The 14,975-nt window shown below is 76.1% G+C and carries 16 protein-coding genes and 1 riboswitch; of the genes, 6 read left to right on the top strand and 10 right to left on the bottom strand.

Features of this window, described 5'->3' with window-relative positions; translation table 11 throughout:
- Positions 1-14 precede the first annotated feature (14 nt).
- From FHX36_RS04390 to FHX36_RS04355, 8 genes are all read right to left on the bottom strand, one after another.
- Positions 15-851: an ABC transporter permease gene (locus FHX36_RS04390; protein ID WP_110551934.1), complete on the bottom strand. Its 837-nt coding sequence runs from the start codon at positions 849-851 to the stop codon at positions 15-17.
- A complete protein-coding gene (locus FHX36_RS04385; protein ID WP_110551935.1) occupies positions 848-1,834 on the bottom strand; it encodes an ATP-binding cassette domain-containing protein in 987 nt (328 codons plus the stop codon). The genes FHX36_RS04390 and FHX36_RS04385 overlap by 4 nt, the downstream gene beginning before the upstream one ends.
- A 181-nt stretch (positions 1,835-2,015) precedes the next feature.
- A complete protein-coding gene (locus FHX36_RS04380) occupies positions 2,016-2,393 on the bottom strand; it encodes a DUF4267 domain-containing protein (protein WP_183513529.1) in 378 nt (125 codons plus the stop codon).
- Between the two features lie 6 nt (positions 2,394-2,399).
- The gene (locus tag FHX36_RS04375; protein ID WP_183513527.1) at positions 2,400-2,960 is read right to left on the bottom strand and encodes a hypothetical protein; all 561 of its coding nucleotides are present in this window, start codon (positions 2,958-2,960) and stop codon (positions 2,400-2,402) included.
- Positions 2,957-3,604 carry a class I SAM-dependent methyltransferase gene (locus tag FHX36_RS04370; RefSeq protein WP_110553935.1) on the bottom strand — a complete coding sequence of 216 codons (648 nt, stop codon included), beginning with the start codon at positions 3,602-3,604 and terminating at the stop codon, positions 2,957-2,959. The genes FHX36_RS04375 and FHX36_RS04370 overlap by 4 nt, the downstream gene beginning before the upstream one ends.
- A 55-nt stretch (positions 3,605-3,659) precedes the next feature.
- The gene (locus FHX36_RS04365; protein WP_183513526.1) at positions 3,660-4,919 is read right to left on the bottom strand and encodes an aldose epimerase family protein; all 1,260 of its coding nucleotides are present in this window, start codon (positions 4,917-4,919) and stop codon (positions 3,660-3,662) included.
- A gap of 149 nt (positions 4,920-5,068) precedes the next feature.
- Complete coding sequence (locus FHX36_RS04360) at positions 5,069-5,905, bottom strand: alpha/beta hydrolase (RefSeq protein ID WP_258373021.1); 837 nt, start codon at positions 5,903-5,905, stop codon at positions 5,069-5,071.
- Positions 5,906-5,907: 2 nt separating this feature from the next.
- Positions 5,908-6,798 carry an LLM class flavin-dependent oxidoreductase gene (locus FHX36_RS04355; protein WP_110553933.1) on the bottom strand — a complete coding sequence of 297 codons (891 nt, stop codon included), beginning with the start codon at positions 6,796-6,798 and terminating at the stop codon, positions 5,908-5,910.
- 95 nt (positions 6,799-6,893) lie between these two features.
- Here FHX36_RS04355 and FHX36_RS04350 point away from each other — a divergent pair, with 95 nt between their 5' ends.
- The 5 genes from FHX36_RS04350 (at position 6,894) to FHX36_RS04330 (ending at position 12,784) form a co-directional block, all read left to right on the top strand.
- On the top strand, positions 6,894-7,487 hold the full coding sequence (locus FHX36_RS04350; RefSeq protein WP_183513525.1) for a TetR family transcriptional regulator: 594 nt from the start codon (positions 6,894-6,896) through the stop codon (positions 7,485-7,487).
- Between the two features lie 3 nt (positions 7,488-7,490).
- Positions 7,491-9,680: an MMPL family transporter gene (locus tag FHX36_RS04345; protein WP_110551847.1), complete on the top strand. Its 2,190-nt coding sequence runs from the start codon at positions 7,491-7,493 to the stop codon at positions 9,678-9,680.
- Positions 9,681-9,799: 119 nt separating this feature from the next.
- Positions 9,800-10,714: an NAD(P)H-binding protein gene (locus FHX36_RS04340; protein ID WP_110551848.1), complete on the top strand. Its 915-nt coding sequence runs from the start codon at positions 9,800-9,802 to the stop codon at positions 10,712-10,714.
- A 10-nt stretch (positions 10,715-10,724) separates the two neighbouring features.
- Entirely contained in the window at positions 10,725-12,188 is a 1,464-nt protein-coding gene (locus tag FHX36_RS04335) for a protein adenylyltransferase SelO (RefSeq protein ID WP_110551849.1), read from the top strand.
- 149 nt (positions 12,189-12,337) lie between these two features.
- Positions 12,338-12,784: an ATP-binding protein gene (locus FHX36_RS04330; RefSeq protein WP_110551850.1), complete on the top strand. Its 447-nt coding sequence runs from the start codon at positions 12,338-12,340 to the stop codon at positions 12,782-12,784.
- A 31-nt stretch (positions 12,785-12,815) separates the two neighbouring features.
- Here FHX36_RS04330 and FHX36_RS04325 read toward each other — a convergent pair whose 3' ends face one another.
- Complete coding sequence (locus FHX36_RS04325; RefSeq protein ID WP_183513524.1) at positions 12,816-13,733, bottom strand: VldE C-terminal domain-containing protein; 918 nt, start codon at positions 13,731-13,733, stop codon at positions 12,816-12,818.
- A gap of 213 nt (positions 13,734-13,946) precedes the next feature.
- Positions 13,947-14,098, bottom strand: a riboswitch (cyclic di-AMP (ydaO/yuaA leader).
- Positions 14,099-14,279: 181 nt separating this feature from the next.
- On the opposite strand from FHX36_RS04325, the gene FHX36_RS04320 reads away from it, so the two are divergent.
- Positions 14,280-14,585: a hypothetical protein gene (locus FHX36_RS04320; protein WP_110551852.1), complete on the top strand. Its 306-nt coding sequence runs from the start codon at positions 14,280-14,282 to the stop codon at positions 14,583-14,585.
- A gap of 4 nt (positions 14,586-14,589) precedes the next feature.
- Here FHX36_RS04320 and FHX36_RS04315 read toward each other — a convergent pair whose 3' ends face one another.
- Positions 14,590-14,883, bottom strand: a complete 294-nt coding sequence (locus tag FHX36_RS04315; protein ID WP_183513522.1) for a hypothetical protein — start codon at positions 14,881-14,883, stop codon at positions 14,590-14,592.
- Positions 14,884-14,975 lie beyond the last annotated feature (92 nt).

Here is a 14,975-nt window from a genome sequence, read left to right as displayed (position 1 = left end):
CCGGTCGGCGCACCTCAGCGGCTGCGGTAGAGCCGCGTCGTCAGCGGCAGGAACACCGCGGCCAGACCCGCGGCCACCGCCAGCGAGACGGCGATCGCCGTGCCGTCGGGCTCGCCGGCCATCAGCGACCGGGACGCGGTGGCCAGCACCGAGATCGGGTTGACCCCGACGAACGCCTCCAGCGGGCCGGGCAGGGTCGCCGGGTCGACGAAGACGTTGGACAGGAAGGTCAGCGGGAAGATGGCCATGAACCCGGCGTTCATCACCGCGTTCGGGGAGCGCAGCAGCAGGCCGAGGACCGAGAACACCCAGGACAGCCCGAACGAGAAGACCACCACCAGCGCCAGCGCGGAGAGCGCCCCCACGAACCCGCCGTCGGGCCGGAACCCCAGCGCGACGCCCAGCACGATGATCACCGTCCCGGCGATCACGTAGCGGACGCTGTCGCCCAGCAGCGAGCCCAGCAGCGGCGACGGCCGCCAGATCGGCAGCGACCGGAAGCGGTCCACCACGCCCTTGGTCAGGTCGGTGTTCAGCGAGACCCCGGAGTAGACGGTCGTGAACAGCACCGACATGACCAGCATCCCGGGCAGGATGAAGTCCAGGTAGGCCCCGGTCGAGCCGGCGATCGCGCCGCCGAACAGGTACGTGAACATCAGCACGAACATGACCGGCGTGATCGTCACGTCCAGCAGCTGCTCCGGCACGTGCTTGACCTTGAGCATCCCCCGCCAGCCGAACGTCAGCGCGGTCGACAGCCGGCCGGGCCGGGCGGGCCGGGCGGTCGAGGAGATGGCCCGGCGCACCGCGGCGGTGTCGGCCGTGCCCGGGGTGCGGGTGGTGGTGGTCACGACAGCTCCTGGAGGGTCTGGGACGGCACGGTGGTCTCCTCGGCCGCGTGGCCGGTGAGGGCGAGGAACACCTCGTCGAGGCTGGGCTGCTCGAGCGAGAAGTGCGCGAGCGGGATGCCCGCCCGGGCCAGCTCGGCGACGCCGATGGCCGCCTGCGCGGGGTCGGCCCCCGCGGCCGACAGCGCCGCCGGCTCGGCCTCCAGCACCACCGGGCCGATCACGCGCTCGAGCACCCCGGCCGCCTCGCCCCGGCGGGCCGGGTCCAGCAGCCGGACCCGCAGCGAGCCGGTGCCCACCGACGCCTTGAGGTGGCCGGGGGTGCCCTCGGCGATGACCCGGCCGCGGTCGATGACGGCGATGCCGTCGGCGAGCTGGTCGGCCTCCTCGAGGTACTGGGTGCAGAGCAGGATCGTCGTGCCCTCGGCGACCAGGGCCCGGGCGATCTCCCACACCTGGTTGCGTGAGCGCGGGTCGAGCCCGGTGGTCGGCTCGTCGAGGAACATCAGCCGCGGGGTGACGACGATGCTGGCGGCGATGTCCAGCCGGCGGCGCATGCCCCCCGAGAAGTGCTTGACCAGCTTCCCGCCGGCCTCGGCGATGTCGAAGGCCTCCAGCAGCTCGTCGGCGCGGTCCCGGGCGGCGGGCCGGGAGTAGCCGAGCAGGCGGCCGAGCAGCACCAGGTTCTCCCGGCCGGTGAGCTCCTCGTCGACCGAGGCGAGCTGGCCGGTGAGGCTCACCAGCCCGCGCACGGTGTCGGCCTCGTGCACGATGTCGTGGCCGAGCACCTGGGCGCTGCCGGCGTCCGGTGCGATCAGCGTCGCGAGCATCCGGATCGTCGTGGTCTTGCCCGCACCGTTCGGCCCGAGCACCCCGTAGACCGAGCCGGCCGGGACGGCCAGGTCGACCCCGTCGACGGCGCGGGTGGTGCCGAAGGACTTCCTGAGCCCGCTCGCCTCGATGGCGAGCGGTGTCTGCGTGGTCATCGGGTTCCTCACCTCGAGCTGCAGGACGACGTCTCTGCCAGCTGGGACGGGAGGCGGCCGGAGAACTCATCGGTCCTCCGGCGACCGTCCGCCCCCGCCGGTCGCAGAGCAGCGTCGACCCTCCAGCCCACTGGAGGTCAAGTGGTTTCCGTGCGGCGCGGTGCGCCGACCCGACGAGCGGTCAGCGGCGGTGCCAGCGCACCGCCCCGGCGGCCGCGGTGGCCAGCACGGTCAGCGAGAGGCCCGCGCTGCGCTGCGCCACGTCGCCGCCCCGGCGGGCGACCAGCACGGCGGCCGCGTCCAGCACGGTCAGCAGCATCGTCACCTCGGTGGTGCGGCGGGCCTGCGGCGCCGGGGTGACCAGCAGCGCGGCGCCCATGGCGATGTTGCGCGCGGCGATCAGCCGGACCAGCAGCGGGAGCGCGGTGTCGGTGCGGGCGGCGGTGTCGTCGACGCCGAGCACGCTGGTGATCGCCCGGGGCGCGAACAGCGCACCGGTGCCCAGCCAGATCGACAGCGTCCCGATGCTCTTGCGGGTGAGGTCCCAGTCCCTGGCCATGGTCGGCTACTGCCCGGCCGGCGTGCGGGCCAACCGGCGGCCGCCGGCGACGAGCACCAGCACCAGCGCCAGGAACGGCAGCGTGACGGCGCTGGCCACCAGGTCGCTGGCGGTCGCCACCGCGAACGCGCCCGGGTCAGGTGAGTCCAGCGGCCCGAGCACCCGGTGCCACCCCAGCGCGGCCACCGACGCCGGGACGGTGAGCAGCGCCGACACCGCGCCACCGCAGACGACGCCGGCCGCCACCGAGCCCGGCGCGCGCCGGACGGCGGTCCAGGCCAGGCCCGCGCCGCGGCGCAGCGCCCCGGCCGGGGTCAGCCCACCGCCGTCCGGGAGCCCGGCCACCGCCCCGGTCACCCACAGCTGGGCGACCAGCGCGGTGCCGAAGCCGACCACGTCCACCGCGACGGCGGCGGCCACCCGGGGGTCGTCCCAGACGAGCACCTGGCGCAGCACGTCGGGCACGGTGTTGACCAGCGTGGCCGCGAGCGACGCCAGGTAGGCCGCGCGCCAGTGCCGGCGCAGCAGGTGCAGGGCGGACCGCAGGACCCCGGGCGCCGGGCTCACCGCCGGGTCGCGACCAGCGCGGTCCAGCAGCCGGCCACCCGGGTCTGCTGACCGGCCACGGTCAGCCCGGCGTCCCGGCAGGCCGCGGCGATCCCGTCCGGGGTGGGCCGGTCGCCGTCCGCGGGGTGCCGGGAGACGGCGCGCAGCGGCCGGCTGTCGACGAACCGGGCGGTCATCTCGCAGGAGTAGAAGCGCCCGCCCGGGCGGAGGACCCGCGCGGCCTCGGCCACGACGTCCCGCCAGGCGTCGGCGTGGTGCAGCACGTGGTAGCCGAAGACCGCGTCGTAGGAGCCCGCTGCCGCGGTCAGCGCGGTGGCGTCACCGCGCTGCACCGCCACCCGGTCGCCCAGGTCGCGCACGGCCGCCCGGCACGCCGCGACGCTCGCCTCGTGCAGCTCGACCCCGTCGGCGTGCGCGGCGCCGAAGACGTCCAGTGCCAGCCGGAGCCCGGTCCCCCGCCGTCCGGTGCCGAGCTCCAGCACCCGGCCGCCGGGCACCGGGCCGCCCAGCCGCAGCAGCAGCGGCGCCTCGACCCGCTGCTGCACGAGGGCCCGGACGCGGGAGTCGACCCACAGCCGGTTGGCGTCGAGCAGGGTGGGCGGGACGTCGCCGGGCGCGCGGCCCCGCGCGGACTCGTTGGGCACGATGGAGCTGTGCCCGGTGGCGCGGCCGGAAAACGATCCCGGCCGCGCCGCCCCCTCAGTCGTCGAGCTCGAACACCGTGGTGCTGTCGTAGACCTCGCCCGGGCGCAGCACCGTCGAGGGGAACTGCGGCTGGTTCGGGGAGTCCGGGAAGTGCTGGGTCTCCAGCGCCAGCCCGTCGCCCTGGCGGTAGGTGCGGCCGCTGGTGCCCACGAGCGTGCCGTCGAGGAAGTTGCCGGAGTAGAACTGCAGCCCCGGCTCGGTCGTGGAGATGGTCAGCCGCCGGCCGCTCTCCGGGTCGCGCAGCTGGGCGGCCTCCTCCAGCGCGTCCTCGGCGTCCGAGCCCGGGCGCGCGCCGTCGTCCTCGCGGTCGAGCACCCAGTTGTGGTCGTAGCCCTGCCCGTAGAGCAGCTGCTGGTCGGACTCGCGGATCCGCTCGCCGATCGCCGTCGGCCGGCGGAAGTCGAACGGCGTGCCCTCCACCGGGGCGATCTCCCCGGTCGGGATGAGCGTCTCGTCGACCGGCGTGTAGGCGCTGGCGTCGATCCGCAGCTGGTGGTCGTAGATGGTCCCCGAGCCCTCGCCGGAGAGGTTCCAGTAGGTGTGCTGGGTCAGGTTGACCACGGTCGGGGCGTCGGTCGTCGCCTCGTAGTGCACGCTCAGCCGCTCGCGGTCGTCCAGGCTGTAGGTGACCGCGGTGGTCAGCGTGCCGGGGAAGCCCTGGTCGCCGGCGGGGCTGACCAGCTCCAGGCGCAGCGCGGCGACGTCCTGGTCACCGACCGGGGTGGCGGTCCAGACCTGGTCGTCGAAGCCCTGCGGTCCGCCGTGCAGGGTGTTCGGGCCGTCGTTCTGCGGCAGCTGGTACGTCGTCCCGTCCAGGGTGAAGCTGCCCCCGGCGATCCGGTTGCCGTACCGGCCGATCAGCGAGCCGAAGTAGGGGTCGTCGTCGGAGACGTAGCCGGCCAGGTCGGGGAAGCCGAGGACGACGTTCTCCACGTTCCCGCGCCGGTCGGGCACCTCCAGCGTCTGGATCACCCCGCCCCAGGTGAGCACCCGGACGGTCATGTCGCCGTTGGCCAGCGTCCAGCGCTCGACCGGGGTGCCGTCGGGTGCGGTGCCGAACGGCTCGACCGTCGTCGAGGCATCGCGGCCGGGGTGGGGCCAGCCGCCGTGGTGGCCCCCGCCGGGTCGGTCACCGGCCACGGCCGGGCCGGCGGCCCCACCGACCAGCACGGCGACGCTCAGGCCGGCGACGACCAGCCACCGGCGCCGCGGCGCCGGGGCGGTGAAGAGCGGGAGGGACGGGCGTTCGGGCATGGGGACTCCGATGTCGGTGGCGGTCCACCGGCGTCGTCGCACGGTGGCATGGGGCCCCCCGAACGGAGTGCAGCTCCGGCCCCTGTGAGCAGTCCTAGAACGCCCTGTGACCGTAGGAAGGCAGGTGCGGCGGTGTCAACGGGCGGGTCTCAGCCGGTCAGCGCGGCGAGCTCCAGCACGGCGTCGACGAGGGCGCGCCCGTCGAGCAGCACCGCGTCGTTGTGGTCGGCGCCGGGCACCTCGACCAGGCGGTGCAGCCGGGCGGCCGCGTCGGCCACCTGCCGGCTCTGCGCGGGCGGGACGATCGAGTCCCGGCTGCCCACGACGACGGTGGTGGGCACCTGCACCCGGGCGACCTGCTCGGCCACCGGGTACCGGTCGCGCAGCAGCAGGCGGACCGGCAGGAACGGGTAGTGCTCGCCGCCCACCGCCGCCAGGTCGACGAACGGCGAGCGCAGCACCAGGCCGGCCGGCGGGTGCTCGACGGCCAGCCCGGTGACGACGGCGCAGCCCAGGCTCTCCCCCAGGTACAGCAGCCGCCCCGGCGGCACCCCGGCGTCCTCGAGCAGCCAGCTGCGCGCCGCCCGGGCGTCGCGGGCCAGCCCCTCCTCCGACGGGCTGCCCGGGTTGCCGCCGTAGCCGCGGTAGTCGAACAGCAGCACGGCCAGCCCGGCGGCCGACAGCGCCCGGGCCAGCGGGGCGCGCATCCCGCGGTGGCCGCCGTTGCCGTTGGCCACCAGGACGGTGGGGACGTCGGCCGTCGCGCCGGGCACGAACCAGGCGCCGAGGGTCAGCCCGTCGGAGGTGGTCAGCTCGACGTCGCGGGCACCGGGCACCGCGTCCGCGGCGGCCGGCACCGGCCCGGCGTCGGGCAGGTAGACCAGCCGCCGCTGGAACGCCCACAGCAGACCCACCAGCACAGCCAACACGAGGACGACGACCAGCGCGGGCCGGAGCACGCGCCGCAGCGCCCGGGTGCCGGCCACGGTCAGAGCCCGTGGGCCTCCGCCAGGACCGGCAGCGCGGCGGTCGGCACGCCGCGCCCGTCGGGGCGCGGCCAGTGCACGCTCACCTCGTCGATGCCGGCCTCGGTGAGCCGGCCGAGGGTGTCGGCGTACCGCTCGCGGCTCTCGAACGGCCAGTACGTCTCCAGCCCGAGCTGGGCGCTGCGCCGCATCGACGACGGCTCGCGCCCGTCCTCGGCCAGCGCGTCGGTCAGCCGCGCGGACTGCTCGGCGACCGCGGCGAACCAGGCCTCGGGCTCGACGTCGGCGCCGTAGGGCCCGTAGGTCACCCACCGCTGGCCGAGCCGGGCGGCCAGCCGCAGGGCCCGCGGACCGGTGGCGGCGACGGTGAACGGCAGCCGCGGCGTCTGCACGCAGCCGGGCAGCTGGTGGGCGTCGATCGCGGTGTACCGCTCGCCGTGCACGGTGACGACCGGCTCCCGCAGCAGCTGGTCGAGCAGGGTGAGCCACTCCTCGAACCGGGTCATCCGCTCCGGGCGGCTCAGCGGCGGGTCGCCCAGCACCTTCGCGTCCAGGCTCTCCGTGCCGGCACCCACGCCGAGCTCCAGCCGCCCGCCGGAGAGCTGGTCGAGGGTGACCAGCTCGGTGGCGAACGGCACCGGGTGCCGGAAGTTCGGCGAGGCGACCTGGGTGCCCAGGCGCACCCGGTCGGTGGCCGCCGCGGCGGCGGCGAGCAGCGGGACGGCGCCGTACCAGGGCCCGTCGGCCAGCAGCGGCCAGGTCAGGTGGTCGTAGGTGAACACCGCGCGGACGCCGAACCGCTCGGCGTCCTGCACCTCGGCGACGAAGGTGGACACCGGGTGCCGGTCGGGCAGCACGAGCGCGGACAGGGTCGGGACGGGCGCGGAGCTCACCGGGACAGTCTGGCCCACCCCGTGTGAGGGACCACACCGACCGATCTGGTCGGTGGACCGACCGATCTGGTCGGGCCGGGCGTAGCCTCGCTCCCGTGACACGGACGTTCCGGCAGCAGGCCGACGAGCAGATCCTCGACCGGGCGGCGGCGCTGTTCGCCCGGCACGGGTTCGAGCACACGTCGGTGCAGGCGGTCGCCGACGCCGTGGGGCTGTCCAAGGCCGGGCTCCTGCACCACTTCCCGAGCAAGGACGCGCTGCACGCCGCGGTGCTCGCGCAGTCCGCCGACCTCGGCCAGCGGGTCGTCGACCAGGTCGACCACCTGCCGGTCGGCGTGGCGCGCGACCGGGCCGCGGTGGAGGCGATGGTCGACTTCGCCCTCGCGCACCCGGGGATGGTCGCGCTGCTGCTGGCACCGGTCACCCAGGGCGACCCCGGCGAGGCGCAGGCCGCCGGGGCCGGCGCCGCCGCGCTGCGGGCCTTCGGCGTCGACCCGGAGACCGCCGACACCGAGCGGGTGGTCCGGGTGATCGGCGCGCTGGCCGCGGTCGCCGTCCTCGCCCTCGCCGCCGACCAGCACGACCAGACCACCGCGTGGCGGCCCTTCGTGGTCGCCACCTGCACCGACGCGCTCGGCCACCGCCGTCCCGGCGCCACACCGTCCCGTCCCGACCAGGTGGAGGCCTGACCCATGGCTGTCTTGTTGTCCCGACTCGGTGCCCTCTCGCACCGGCACCGGCTGGCCGTCGTCGGCCTCTGGCTGGTCGTCCTCGTCGGCGGCGGCGTCGGCGCCGCCACCCTCGCCGGCGAGACGTCGAGCACGTTCTCGATCCCCGGCCAGGAGTCCACGGTCGCCCTGGACAAGATCGGCGAGCAGTTCGGTGCCGGCGGCGAGGGCGCGACCGCCCGGGTGGTCGTGCAGGCCCCCGACGGGCAGACGCTGACCGACGGCACGAACGCCGCGGCGGTCCAGGAGCTGGTCGGCACGCTCGGCCGGCTGCCCGGGGTGGTCTCCGCGACCGACCCGCTCGACCCGGCCGCGGGCGCGGTCAACGCCGACCAGACCACCGGCTACAGCACGGTGACCTACTCCGGCGTCCCCGGTGAGGTGACCGTCGCCGAGCAGGACGCCCTGCTCGACGCCGTCGCCGACGCCCGGGACGGCGGGCTCACCGTCGAGGCGACCGGGGACGCGACCCAGGAGGCCCCGCACGTCGGCGGCCCCACCGAGGTGGTCGGCGTGGTCGTCGCGCTGATCGTCCTCGCCGTCACCTACGGGTCGCTGGCGCTCGCCGGGATGAACCTGCTCACCGCGGTCGTCGGCGTCGGCATCGGCGTCCTGGGCATCACCATCGCCACCGGCTTCACCGACCTGTCCTCCACCACCCCGACGCTGGCGGCGATGCTCGGCCTGGCGGTCGGCATCGACTACACGCTGTTCATCGTCACCCGGCACCGGCAGGAGCTGCGGCGCGGCTCCGACGTCGCGACAGCGGTCGCCACCGCCGTGGGCACCGCCGGCTCGGCCGTCGTCACCGCCGGCCTCACCGTGGTGATCGCGCTGGCCGGGCTCTCGGTCGTCGGCATCCCGTTCCTCACCCAGATGGGCCTGGCCGCCGCCGCGACGATCGTCGTCGCGGTGCTGATCGCGCTCACCCTGGTGCCCGCGGTGCTGGGGCTGCTCGGGCAGCGCGCCCTGCCGAAGAAGCACCGCGGTGCCGCACCCGTGGGCGACGAGGCGACCGCGCCGACCGGCGGCCGGGGGCTGCTCGCCGGCTGGATCGCGGCGGTCACCCGCCACCGGGCGCTGTCGCTGCTGCTGACGGTCGTGGCCCTCGGCGTGGTCTCCGTCCCGTTCTTCTCCATGCAGACCACGCTCGTCCAGACCCCCGCCACCGACAGCACCCAGGCCCGCGCCGAGCAGCTGCTGGCCGACGGCTTCGGCGAGGGCTCCCTCGGCCCGATCACCGTGCTGTTCGAGGGCGACTCCGCCGTCGAGGCCGCGACCGGGGCCACCGGCACGATCACCGGCCTGGACGACGTCGCGCAGGTCAGCCCGGCGGTGCCCAGCCCCGACGGGGCCGCGGCGCTGCTCACCGTCGTCCCCGAGTCCGGCCCCACCACCCAGGCCACCGAGCAGCTGGTCACCGACCTGCGCGCGGCGCTGGCCGACCTGGACGGCGTGGACGCCTACGTCACCGGGCAGACGGCGGTCAGCGTCGACGTCGCGAAGTCCCTGGACGACGCGCTGCCGGTCTACCTGGTGCTGGTCGTCGGGCTGGCGCTGGTGCTGCTCGTGCTGGTCTTCCGCTCGCTGCTGGTGCCGCTGGTCGGCGTCCTGGGCTTCCTGCTCACCATCGGCGCCGCGCTGGGCGCCACGGTGGCGGTGTTCCAGTGGGGCTGGCTGGCCGGCGCGGTCAACCTGGACACCACCGGCCCGCTGATCAGCCTCACGCCGATCCTGGTGATCGGGATCCTGTTCGGGCTGGCGATGGACTACCAGATCTTCCTGGTCTCCCGGATGCACGAGGCGCACAGCCACGGCGCGTCGCCGATGGACGCGGTCCGCACCGGCTTCCGGCAGGCGGCACCGGTCGTCGTGGCCGCGGCGCTGATCATGTTCTCGGTGTTCGCCGGGTTCGTGCCGGCCGGCGACGCGACCATCAAGTCGATCGCCTTCGCGCTGGCCGCGGGCATCCTGTTCGACGCCTTCGTGGTCCGGATGGTGCTGGTGCCGGCGGCGCTCGCGCTGCTGGGCGAGCGGGCCTGGTGGCTCCCCCGCTGGCTGCGCTGGCTCCCCGAGCTCGACGTCGAGGGCGCCGCGCTGGAGCGGTCCCCCGCCCGCCGGGACCCCGAGCCGGTCGGCGCCGGCGCCCGCTGACCCGACGAGCAGGGCCCGTCTCCCCCGGGAGGCGGGCCCTGCTCGCGTCCGGGAGGACTGTCGGACCCCTGTGCTGCCATGCCGGGGAACCGGTCAGCTGCACCGCAGGGAGGTCCGCCGTGAAGGTCGTCGTCACCACCCCCACCGGGCACGTGGGCTCACGGGTGGTCAGGTTGCTGCTGCAGGCGGGGCTGCGCCCCACCCTGCTGCTGCGCGACCCCGCCCGGCTGGACCCGGACACCCGGCAGCGCGTCGACCTGGTCACCGGTGACCAGGGCGACCCGGCCGCCGTGCAGCGGGCCACCGCCGGCGCCGACGCCCTGTACTGGGTCGATCCGCCCACCGACGCCGACGACCCGGTCGCCGGCTCCGCCCGGATGGGCGCCGCGGCCGCCGCGGAGGTGCGGGCGAACGGCGTCCCCCGGGTGGTGTTCCAGAGCAGCGTGGGCGCCGAGAAGCGCGTCGGCGTCGGGCAGATCGACGGGCTGGCCCGCACCGAGGAGCTGCTGGAGGGCACCGGCGCCGACGTGCTGCACCTGCGCTGCGGGTACTTCATGACCAACCTGGCCTACGACCTCGACCAGCTGCGCGCCGGCGTGCTCAGCACGACGATGCCGACCGACCGGCCGCTGCCCTGGGTCGACCCGCGGGACGTCGGTGACGTCGCGGTGGCCAACCTGCTCTCCCCCGGCTGGTCCGGCCGCCGGGTGCTCGCCGTCCACGGGCCTGCCGACCTCAGCTTCGCGCAGGTGGCCGCGGTGGTCGGCGAGGTGACCGGGTGGCCGGTGCAGGCCCGGCAGATCGGCGACGACGAGCTGCGGGCCGGCCTGCGGGCGGTGGGCATGTCCGAGCGCCAGGTCGAGGGCTTCGTGCTGATGTCGGCCGGCCTGCGGGAGGGCTTCACGCCCGAGGACCCGCGGACCCTGCTGACGACGACGCCGACCACGCTGCGGTCCTGGGCCGCGGAGCACCTGCCCCCGCTGCTCGGCCCCGCCCCGGCGCACCGGCCTGCCCCGGCGGAGCTGCCGACGTAGCCTGGTCGGGGTGAGCGTCGCACCGGCACCGACCGTCGTCCTGCAGAGCCGCTTCGCCCGCGAGCTGCCGGAGATGGCCGTCCCCTGGCAGGCCGCCGAGGCCCCCGACCCGCGCCTGCTGGTGCTCAACGAGCCGCTGGCCGCCGAGCTCGGCCTGGACCCGGCCGCGCTGCGCAGCGACGAGGGCGTGCGGCTGCTGGTGGGCACCGCCGTCCCCGGCGGCGCGACGCCGGTGGCGCAGGCCTACGCCGGGCACCAGTTCGGCGGGTTCAACCCGCGGCTGGGCGACGGCCGGGCGCTGCTGCTCGGCGAGCTGACCGGTGCCGACGGCCGGCTGCGCGACCTGCACCTCAAGGGCTCGGGGCGCACCCCGTTCGCCCGCGGCGGCGACGGCCTGGCCGCCGTCGGGCCGATGCTGCGCGAGTACGTCGTGAGCGAGGCGATGCACGGCCTGGGCATCCCCACCACCCGCTCGCTCGCCGTGGTGGCCACCGGGCGGCCGGTGCGCCGCGAGACCGTGCTGCCCGGCGCCGTGCTCGCCCGGGTGGCGAGCAGCCACCTGCGGGTCGGCAGCTTCCAGTACGCGCGGGCCACCGGCGACCTGGACCTGCTGCGCCGGCTCACCGACGTCGCGATCGCCCGGCACCACCCCGCCGCCGCGGACGCCGAGCGGCCCGCCCTCGCCCTGTTCGAGGCGGTGGTCGCGGCGCAGGCGTCGCTGGTCGCCCGGTGGATGCTGGTGGGCTTCGTGCACGGGGTGATGAACACCGACAACAGCACGATCTCCGGCGAGACGATCGACTACGGGCCGTGCGCCTTCCTGGACGCCTTCGACCCGGCCACCGTGTACAGCTCGATCGACACCGGCGGCCGCTATGCCTACGGCAACCAGCCGGTGGTCGCCGAGTGGAACCTGGCCCGGCTGGCCGAGGCGCTGCTGCCGCTCGTCGACGAGGACCAGGAGCAGGCGATCGCCCGCGCGGTCGAGTCGCTCGGCGGCTTCCGGGAGCGCTACGACGCCGCCTGGTCGGCCGGCATGCGCGCCAAGCTCGGCCTGCCCGCCGACCTGGACGAGGCGGTCGCGTCCCCGCTGGTCGACGAGCTGCTCGGGCTCCTGCAGGCCGACCACGTCGACGGCACCTCGTTCTTCCGCCGGCTGGCCGGCGCCGCCCGCGGGGACGCCGAGCCCGCGCGGCTGCTCTTCCTCGACCTCGCCGGCTTCGACGGCTGGCTGGCCCGCTGGCGTGCGCTGGCACCGGACGCCGAGGCGATGGACCGGGTCAACCCGGTCTACATCGCCCGGAACCACCTGGTCGAGGAGGCGCTGTCGGCCGGGACCGACGGCGACCTGGACCCGCTGCACCGGCTGCTCGCCGTGCTGGCCGACCCCTTCGTCGAGCGGCCCGGCCGGGAGCGCTACGCCGAGCCGGCGCCGGCCGACTTCGGCGCCTACCGGACCTTCTGCGGCACCTGAGCTCCGGGCTCGCGGTGGCACTCCCGGGCCGGGAGGGCTACAAAGGGGATGACCCGTTCCGGTTCTCCCGGGCGCGGTCACCTGGTCGAGCAGCGGCCGCAGAGTTGCCGTGGCACCCGCTGGCCGGGCTCTCTGCGAGGCACCGCACCATGTCGACGACGCAGAACTCAGGGCGCTGGCCGCACGAGGCCCCGCCCGCCGGCCAGGACCGCTGGTCCTGGCGGCCCCAGCTGCTCTCCGAGCTGCCGCTGATCCGGCGCGAGCTGCGCCGCTCGCTGGTCGCCGACACGTCGGACGCGGCCGCCGAGCAGGAGGAGGAGCTGCACGAGCGGCTGGTCCTGCTGATGGACGAGCTGCTGTCCAACGCGCTGCGGCACGGCCGGGCTCCCGTGGCCGGGCTGGTCCGCCGCACGGCGTCGTCCTGGCTGCTGGTGGTGTCCGACGCCGCGGCCACCGTCCCGCCGCACCCGGACCCCGACCGGGACCCCGCCCGCGGCGGGCTCGGGCTGCGGATGGTCGCCGACCTGACGACGGCCTACGGCTGGTGCAGCGACGGCGGGCGCAAGCACGTCTGGGCGGTGCTGGCCCCCGCCTGACCCGGCAGGGGTCCAGCCGGACCCGGCCGGGTCAGCCCTGGTAGTTCACGTGCACGTGGTCGTAGTGGTTCGCGGTCGTGCCCCCGCGGTCCTCCATCGCCTTCCACGAGCCACCCGGCGAGCTGAGCATCCGCTGCTCCCAGATGATGTACTCCACGCCCAGCTCGTCCCAGTGGTCGATGTGGTACTGCGTGATCGCGTCACCCAGGGCGCTGTTGGTCATCACCATGTAGTCCAGCGCGAGGCCGGACGGGTGGCCGCCGGGGTCGGTGGCGCTGGGCCGGGTGCCGCCGAGGGTGATGCCGGCCGCGCCCGGGACGTTGGAGACGACCGCGTTGGCGGCAGCCTGCACGACGGGCTTGACGCTGCCCGAGCTGTTGGTGATCTTCGCGACCGCGGTCGCCAGGGCGGCGCCGCTGGTCGCCGCGGGCTTCTCGGCCCGCTCCGCGGCGGTCGGGGCGGCCTGCGCTGCCGAGGCCTCCGCGGCCTCGGCTGCCTCCGCGGCCTCGGCTGCTGCGGCGGCCTGCGCGGCGGCGGCCGCCTCGGCGGCGACCCGGGCGGCCTCGGCCTCCGCGGCGGCCCGCTGCTGGTCGAGCACCGCCTGGTCGGCGGCAGCCTGCGACGCCTGCGCGGCGGTCTGCGCCGCCTCGCGGCTGCTGCGGCTGGCGGCCAGCTCCTCGAGCGGTGCCAGGTCCGGGGCGTCGGTGGCGGTCGAGGTCTGCGAGGTCAGGCCGAGCTGCTCGGCCACGCTGAGCTGCTCGGACGCCCCGGCCTCGGCGTGGGCGGCGGGCTCGGCGCCGACGAGGACGTTGACCAGCACGGCCCCGGCCGCGGCGGCGCCGAGCAGGAGGCTCGGACGGCGGACGCCGGCGGGCGGGCGGCGATGGCCGGAGGAGGCCCGGTCGCGGCGGGCGGCAGCGCGGCCGGAGGTGGTGGTGCGGGGTGCCATGGGGAGAGGTGCTCCGAGGGTGTGCGGGCGCGGCGCCGGCGCCCCGGAGGGCGGCGGGCTGCGGTGGTGGTCCGTGCAGCGGGGTGGGGCCGGCATGCCGGGCGCCGGGAGCGGGTCACCGGCGGGCAGCGGCGTCAGGTGCGGGGGCGCACCCCGGTGCGGAGGGTCGTGCTGGGCAGCGCGGTACAGGGGCACGCCATCCGGCGGCTCTCCACTTCTTCCGGTCGCCGCCTACCGAGTTAGCTGACGGGTTCGGGCGGGAAGCAGCCCTACCGGCTCCGGGCAGGTGCCCGGGAGCTGGATTCACCCCAGTTGTGCGGTGGGTCCCCGGCTCGCCCCGGAGGGCGACTCGGCGGCGTCTGCTCGGGCTCCCCGGACGGGGACGTGATGACCGAACCGACGCAGCAAAGGTAACGGCGTTATGCAGTCGTGACAATCATCCGCAGCGGATTTCGTCGAGTGACGAGCGTCGCGGGGGTCGCGCTGCCGGCCCCAGGAGCGGTGCCCGGGCTCGCCGGAGCCGGACCGGGGGGCGAGACTGGACCGGTGACGCTGCCCAGCGCGGGCCCCGGCGTGCGGGGCGTCGTCCGGCTGTTCAACACCGCCGGTGGGCGGGTGCTCTGCCTGGCCGGCGAGGTCGACGGAGCCGCCGTCGACGCCTTCCTCCGCCGCTACGGCCGCGAGCCGGCGCGGGTCGAGGCCATCGACACCGGCTCGGTCACCCACCTGTCGGGACCGGCGCTCGACCTGCTGCTGGACCACCTGGACGCGGCCGCGTCCGCCGGGCGGCCGGTCGTCGTCCGCCGCTCCCCGCAGGTCGAGCGGTTGCTGGCCGCGGCCCGGGACCGCTGACCGCTCAGTCCGGGGGGTCTACCCCGCCGCCGGGGCGCTGCGCACCGGAGCGGCCCGGCGGCCGGGACGACGTCCGCTGGGCGAGGTGCCGGGCCAGCCGCGGCAGTGCCGCGCCGGGCCGGTGCCCCTCGCGCCGGCCGCGGGCACCGACCGGTGGGTCGGTCACCGCCCGCCGGCGGGCCCGCTCGGCGCGCCGTTCGCGTTCCCGCTCCCAGCGGGCCGTCGTCCGGCGGGCCAGCGCGGCCACGCCGACCGAGACGGCCAGGAAGGCCACCGCGATCCCTGCCAGCTCCCACATCCCGACTCACCCCCAGGGCGGTCGCGGTGGTTCCGGTCCCCGTGGGTCCGCGACGGTCCCGGAACGGTCCCGCTCCTGCCGGGCGAGCCGCA

It is taken from the genome of Modestobacter versicolor (assembly GCF_014195485.1).
Taxonomy (GTDB): domain Bacteria; phylum Actinomycetota; class Actinomycetes; order Mycobacteriales; family Geodermatophilaceae; genus Modestobacter; species Modestobacter versicolor.
This window is presented reverse-complemented; position numbering and strand designations above follow the sequence as displayed.

What these genes read in the sequence shown, in the direction of transcription:
- FHX36_RS04345 (WP_110551847.1), top strand. Translation starts at nt 7,491, where the DNA reads ATGGCTGTCTTGTTGTCCCGACTCGGTGCCCTCTCGCACCGGCACCGG.
- FHX36_RS04365 (WP_183513526.1), bottom strand. Translation starts at nt 4,919, where the DNA reads ATGCCCGAACGCCCGTCCCTCCCGCTCTTCACCGCCCCGGCGCCGCGG.
- FHX36_RS04330 (WP_110551850.1), top strand. Translation starts at nt 12,338, where the DNA reads ATGTCGACGACGCAGAACTCAGGGCGCTGGCCGCACGAGGCCCCGCCC.
- FHX36_RS04380 (WP_183513529.1), bottom strand. Translation starts at nt 2,393, where the DNA reads ATGGCCAGGGACTGGGACCTCACCCGCAAGAGCATCGGGACGCTGTCG.
- FHX36_RS04315 (WP_183513522.1), bottom strand. Translation starts at nt 14,883, where the DNA reads ATGTGGGAGCTGGCAGGGATCGCGGTGGCCTTCCTGGCCGTCTCGGTC.
- FHX36_RS04385 (WP_110551935.1), bottom strand. Translation starts at nt 1,834, where the DNA reads ATGACCACGCAGACACCGCTCGCCATCGAGGCGAGCGGGCTCAGGAAG.
- FHX36_RS04325 (WP_183513524.1), bottom strand. Translation starts at nt 13,733, where the DNA reads ATGGCACCCCGCACCACCACCTCCGGCCGCGCTGCCGCCCGCCGCGAC.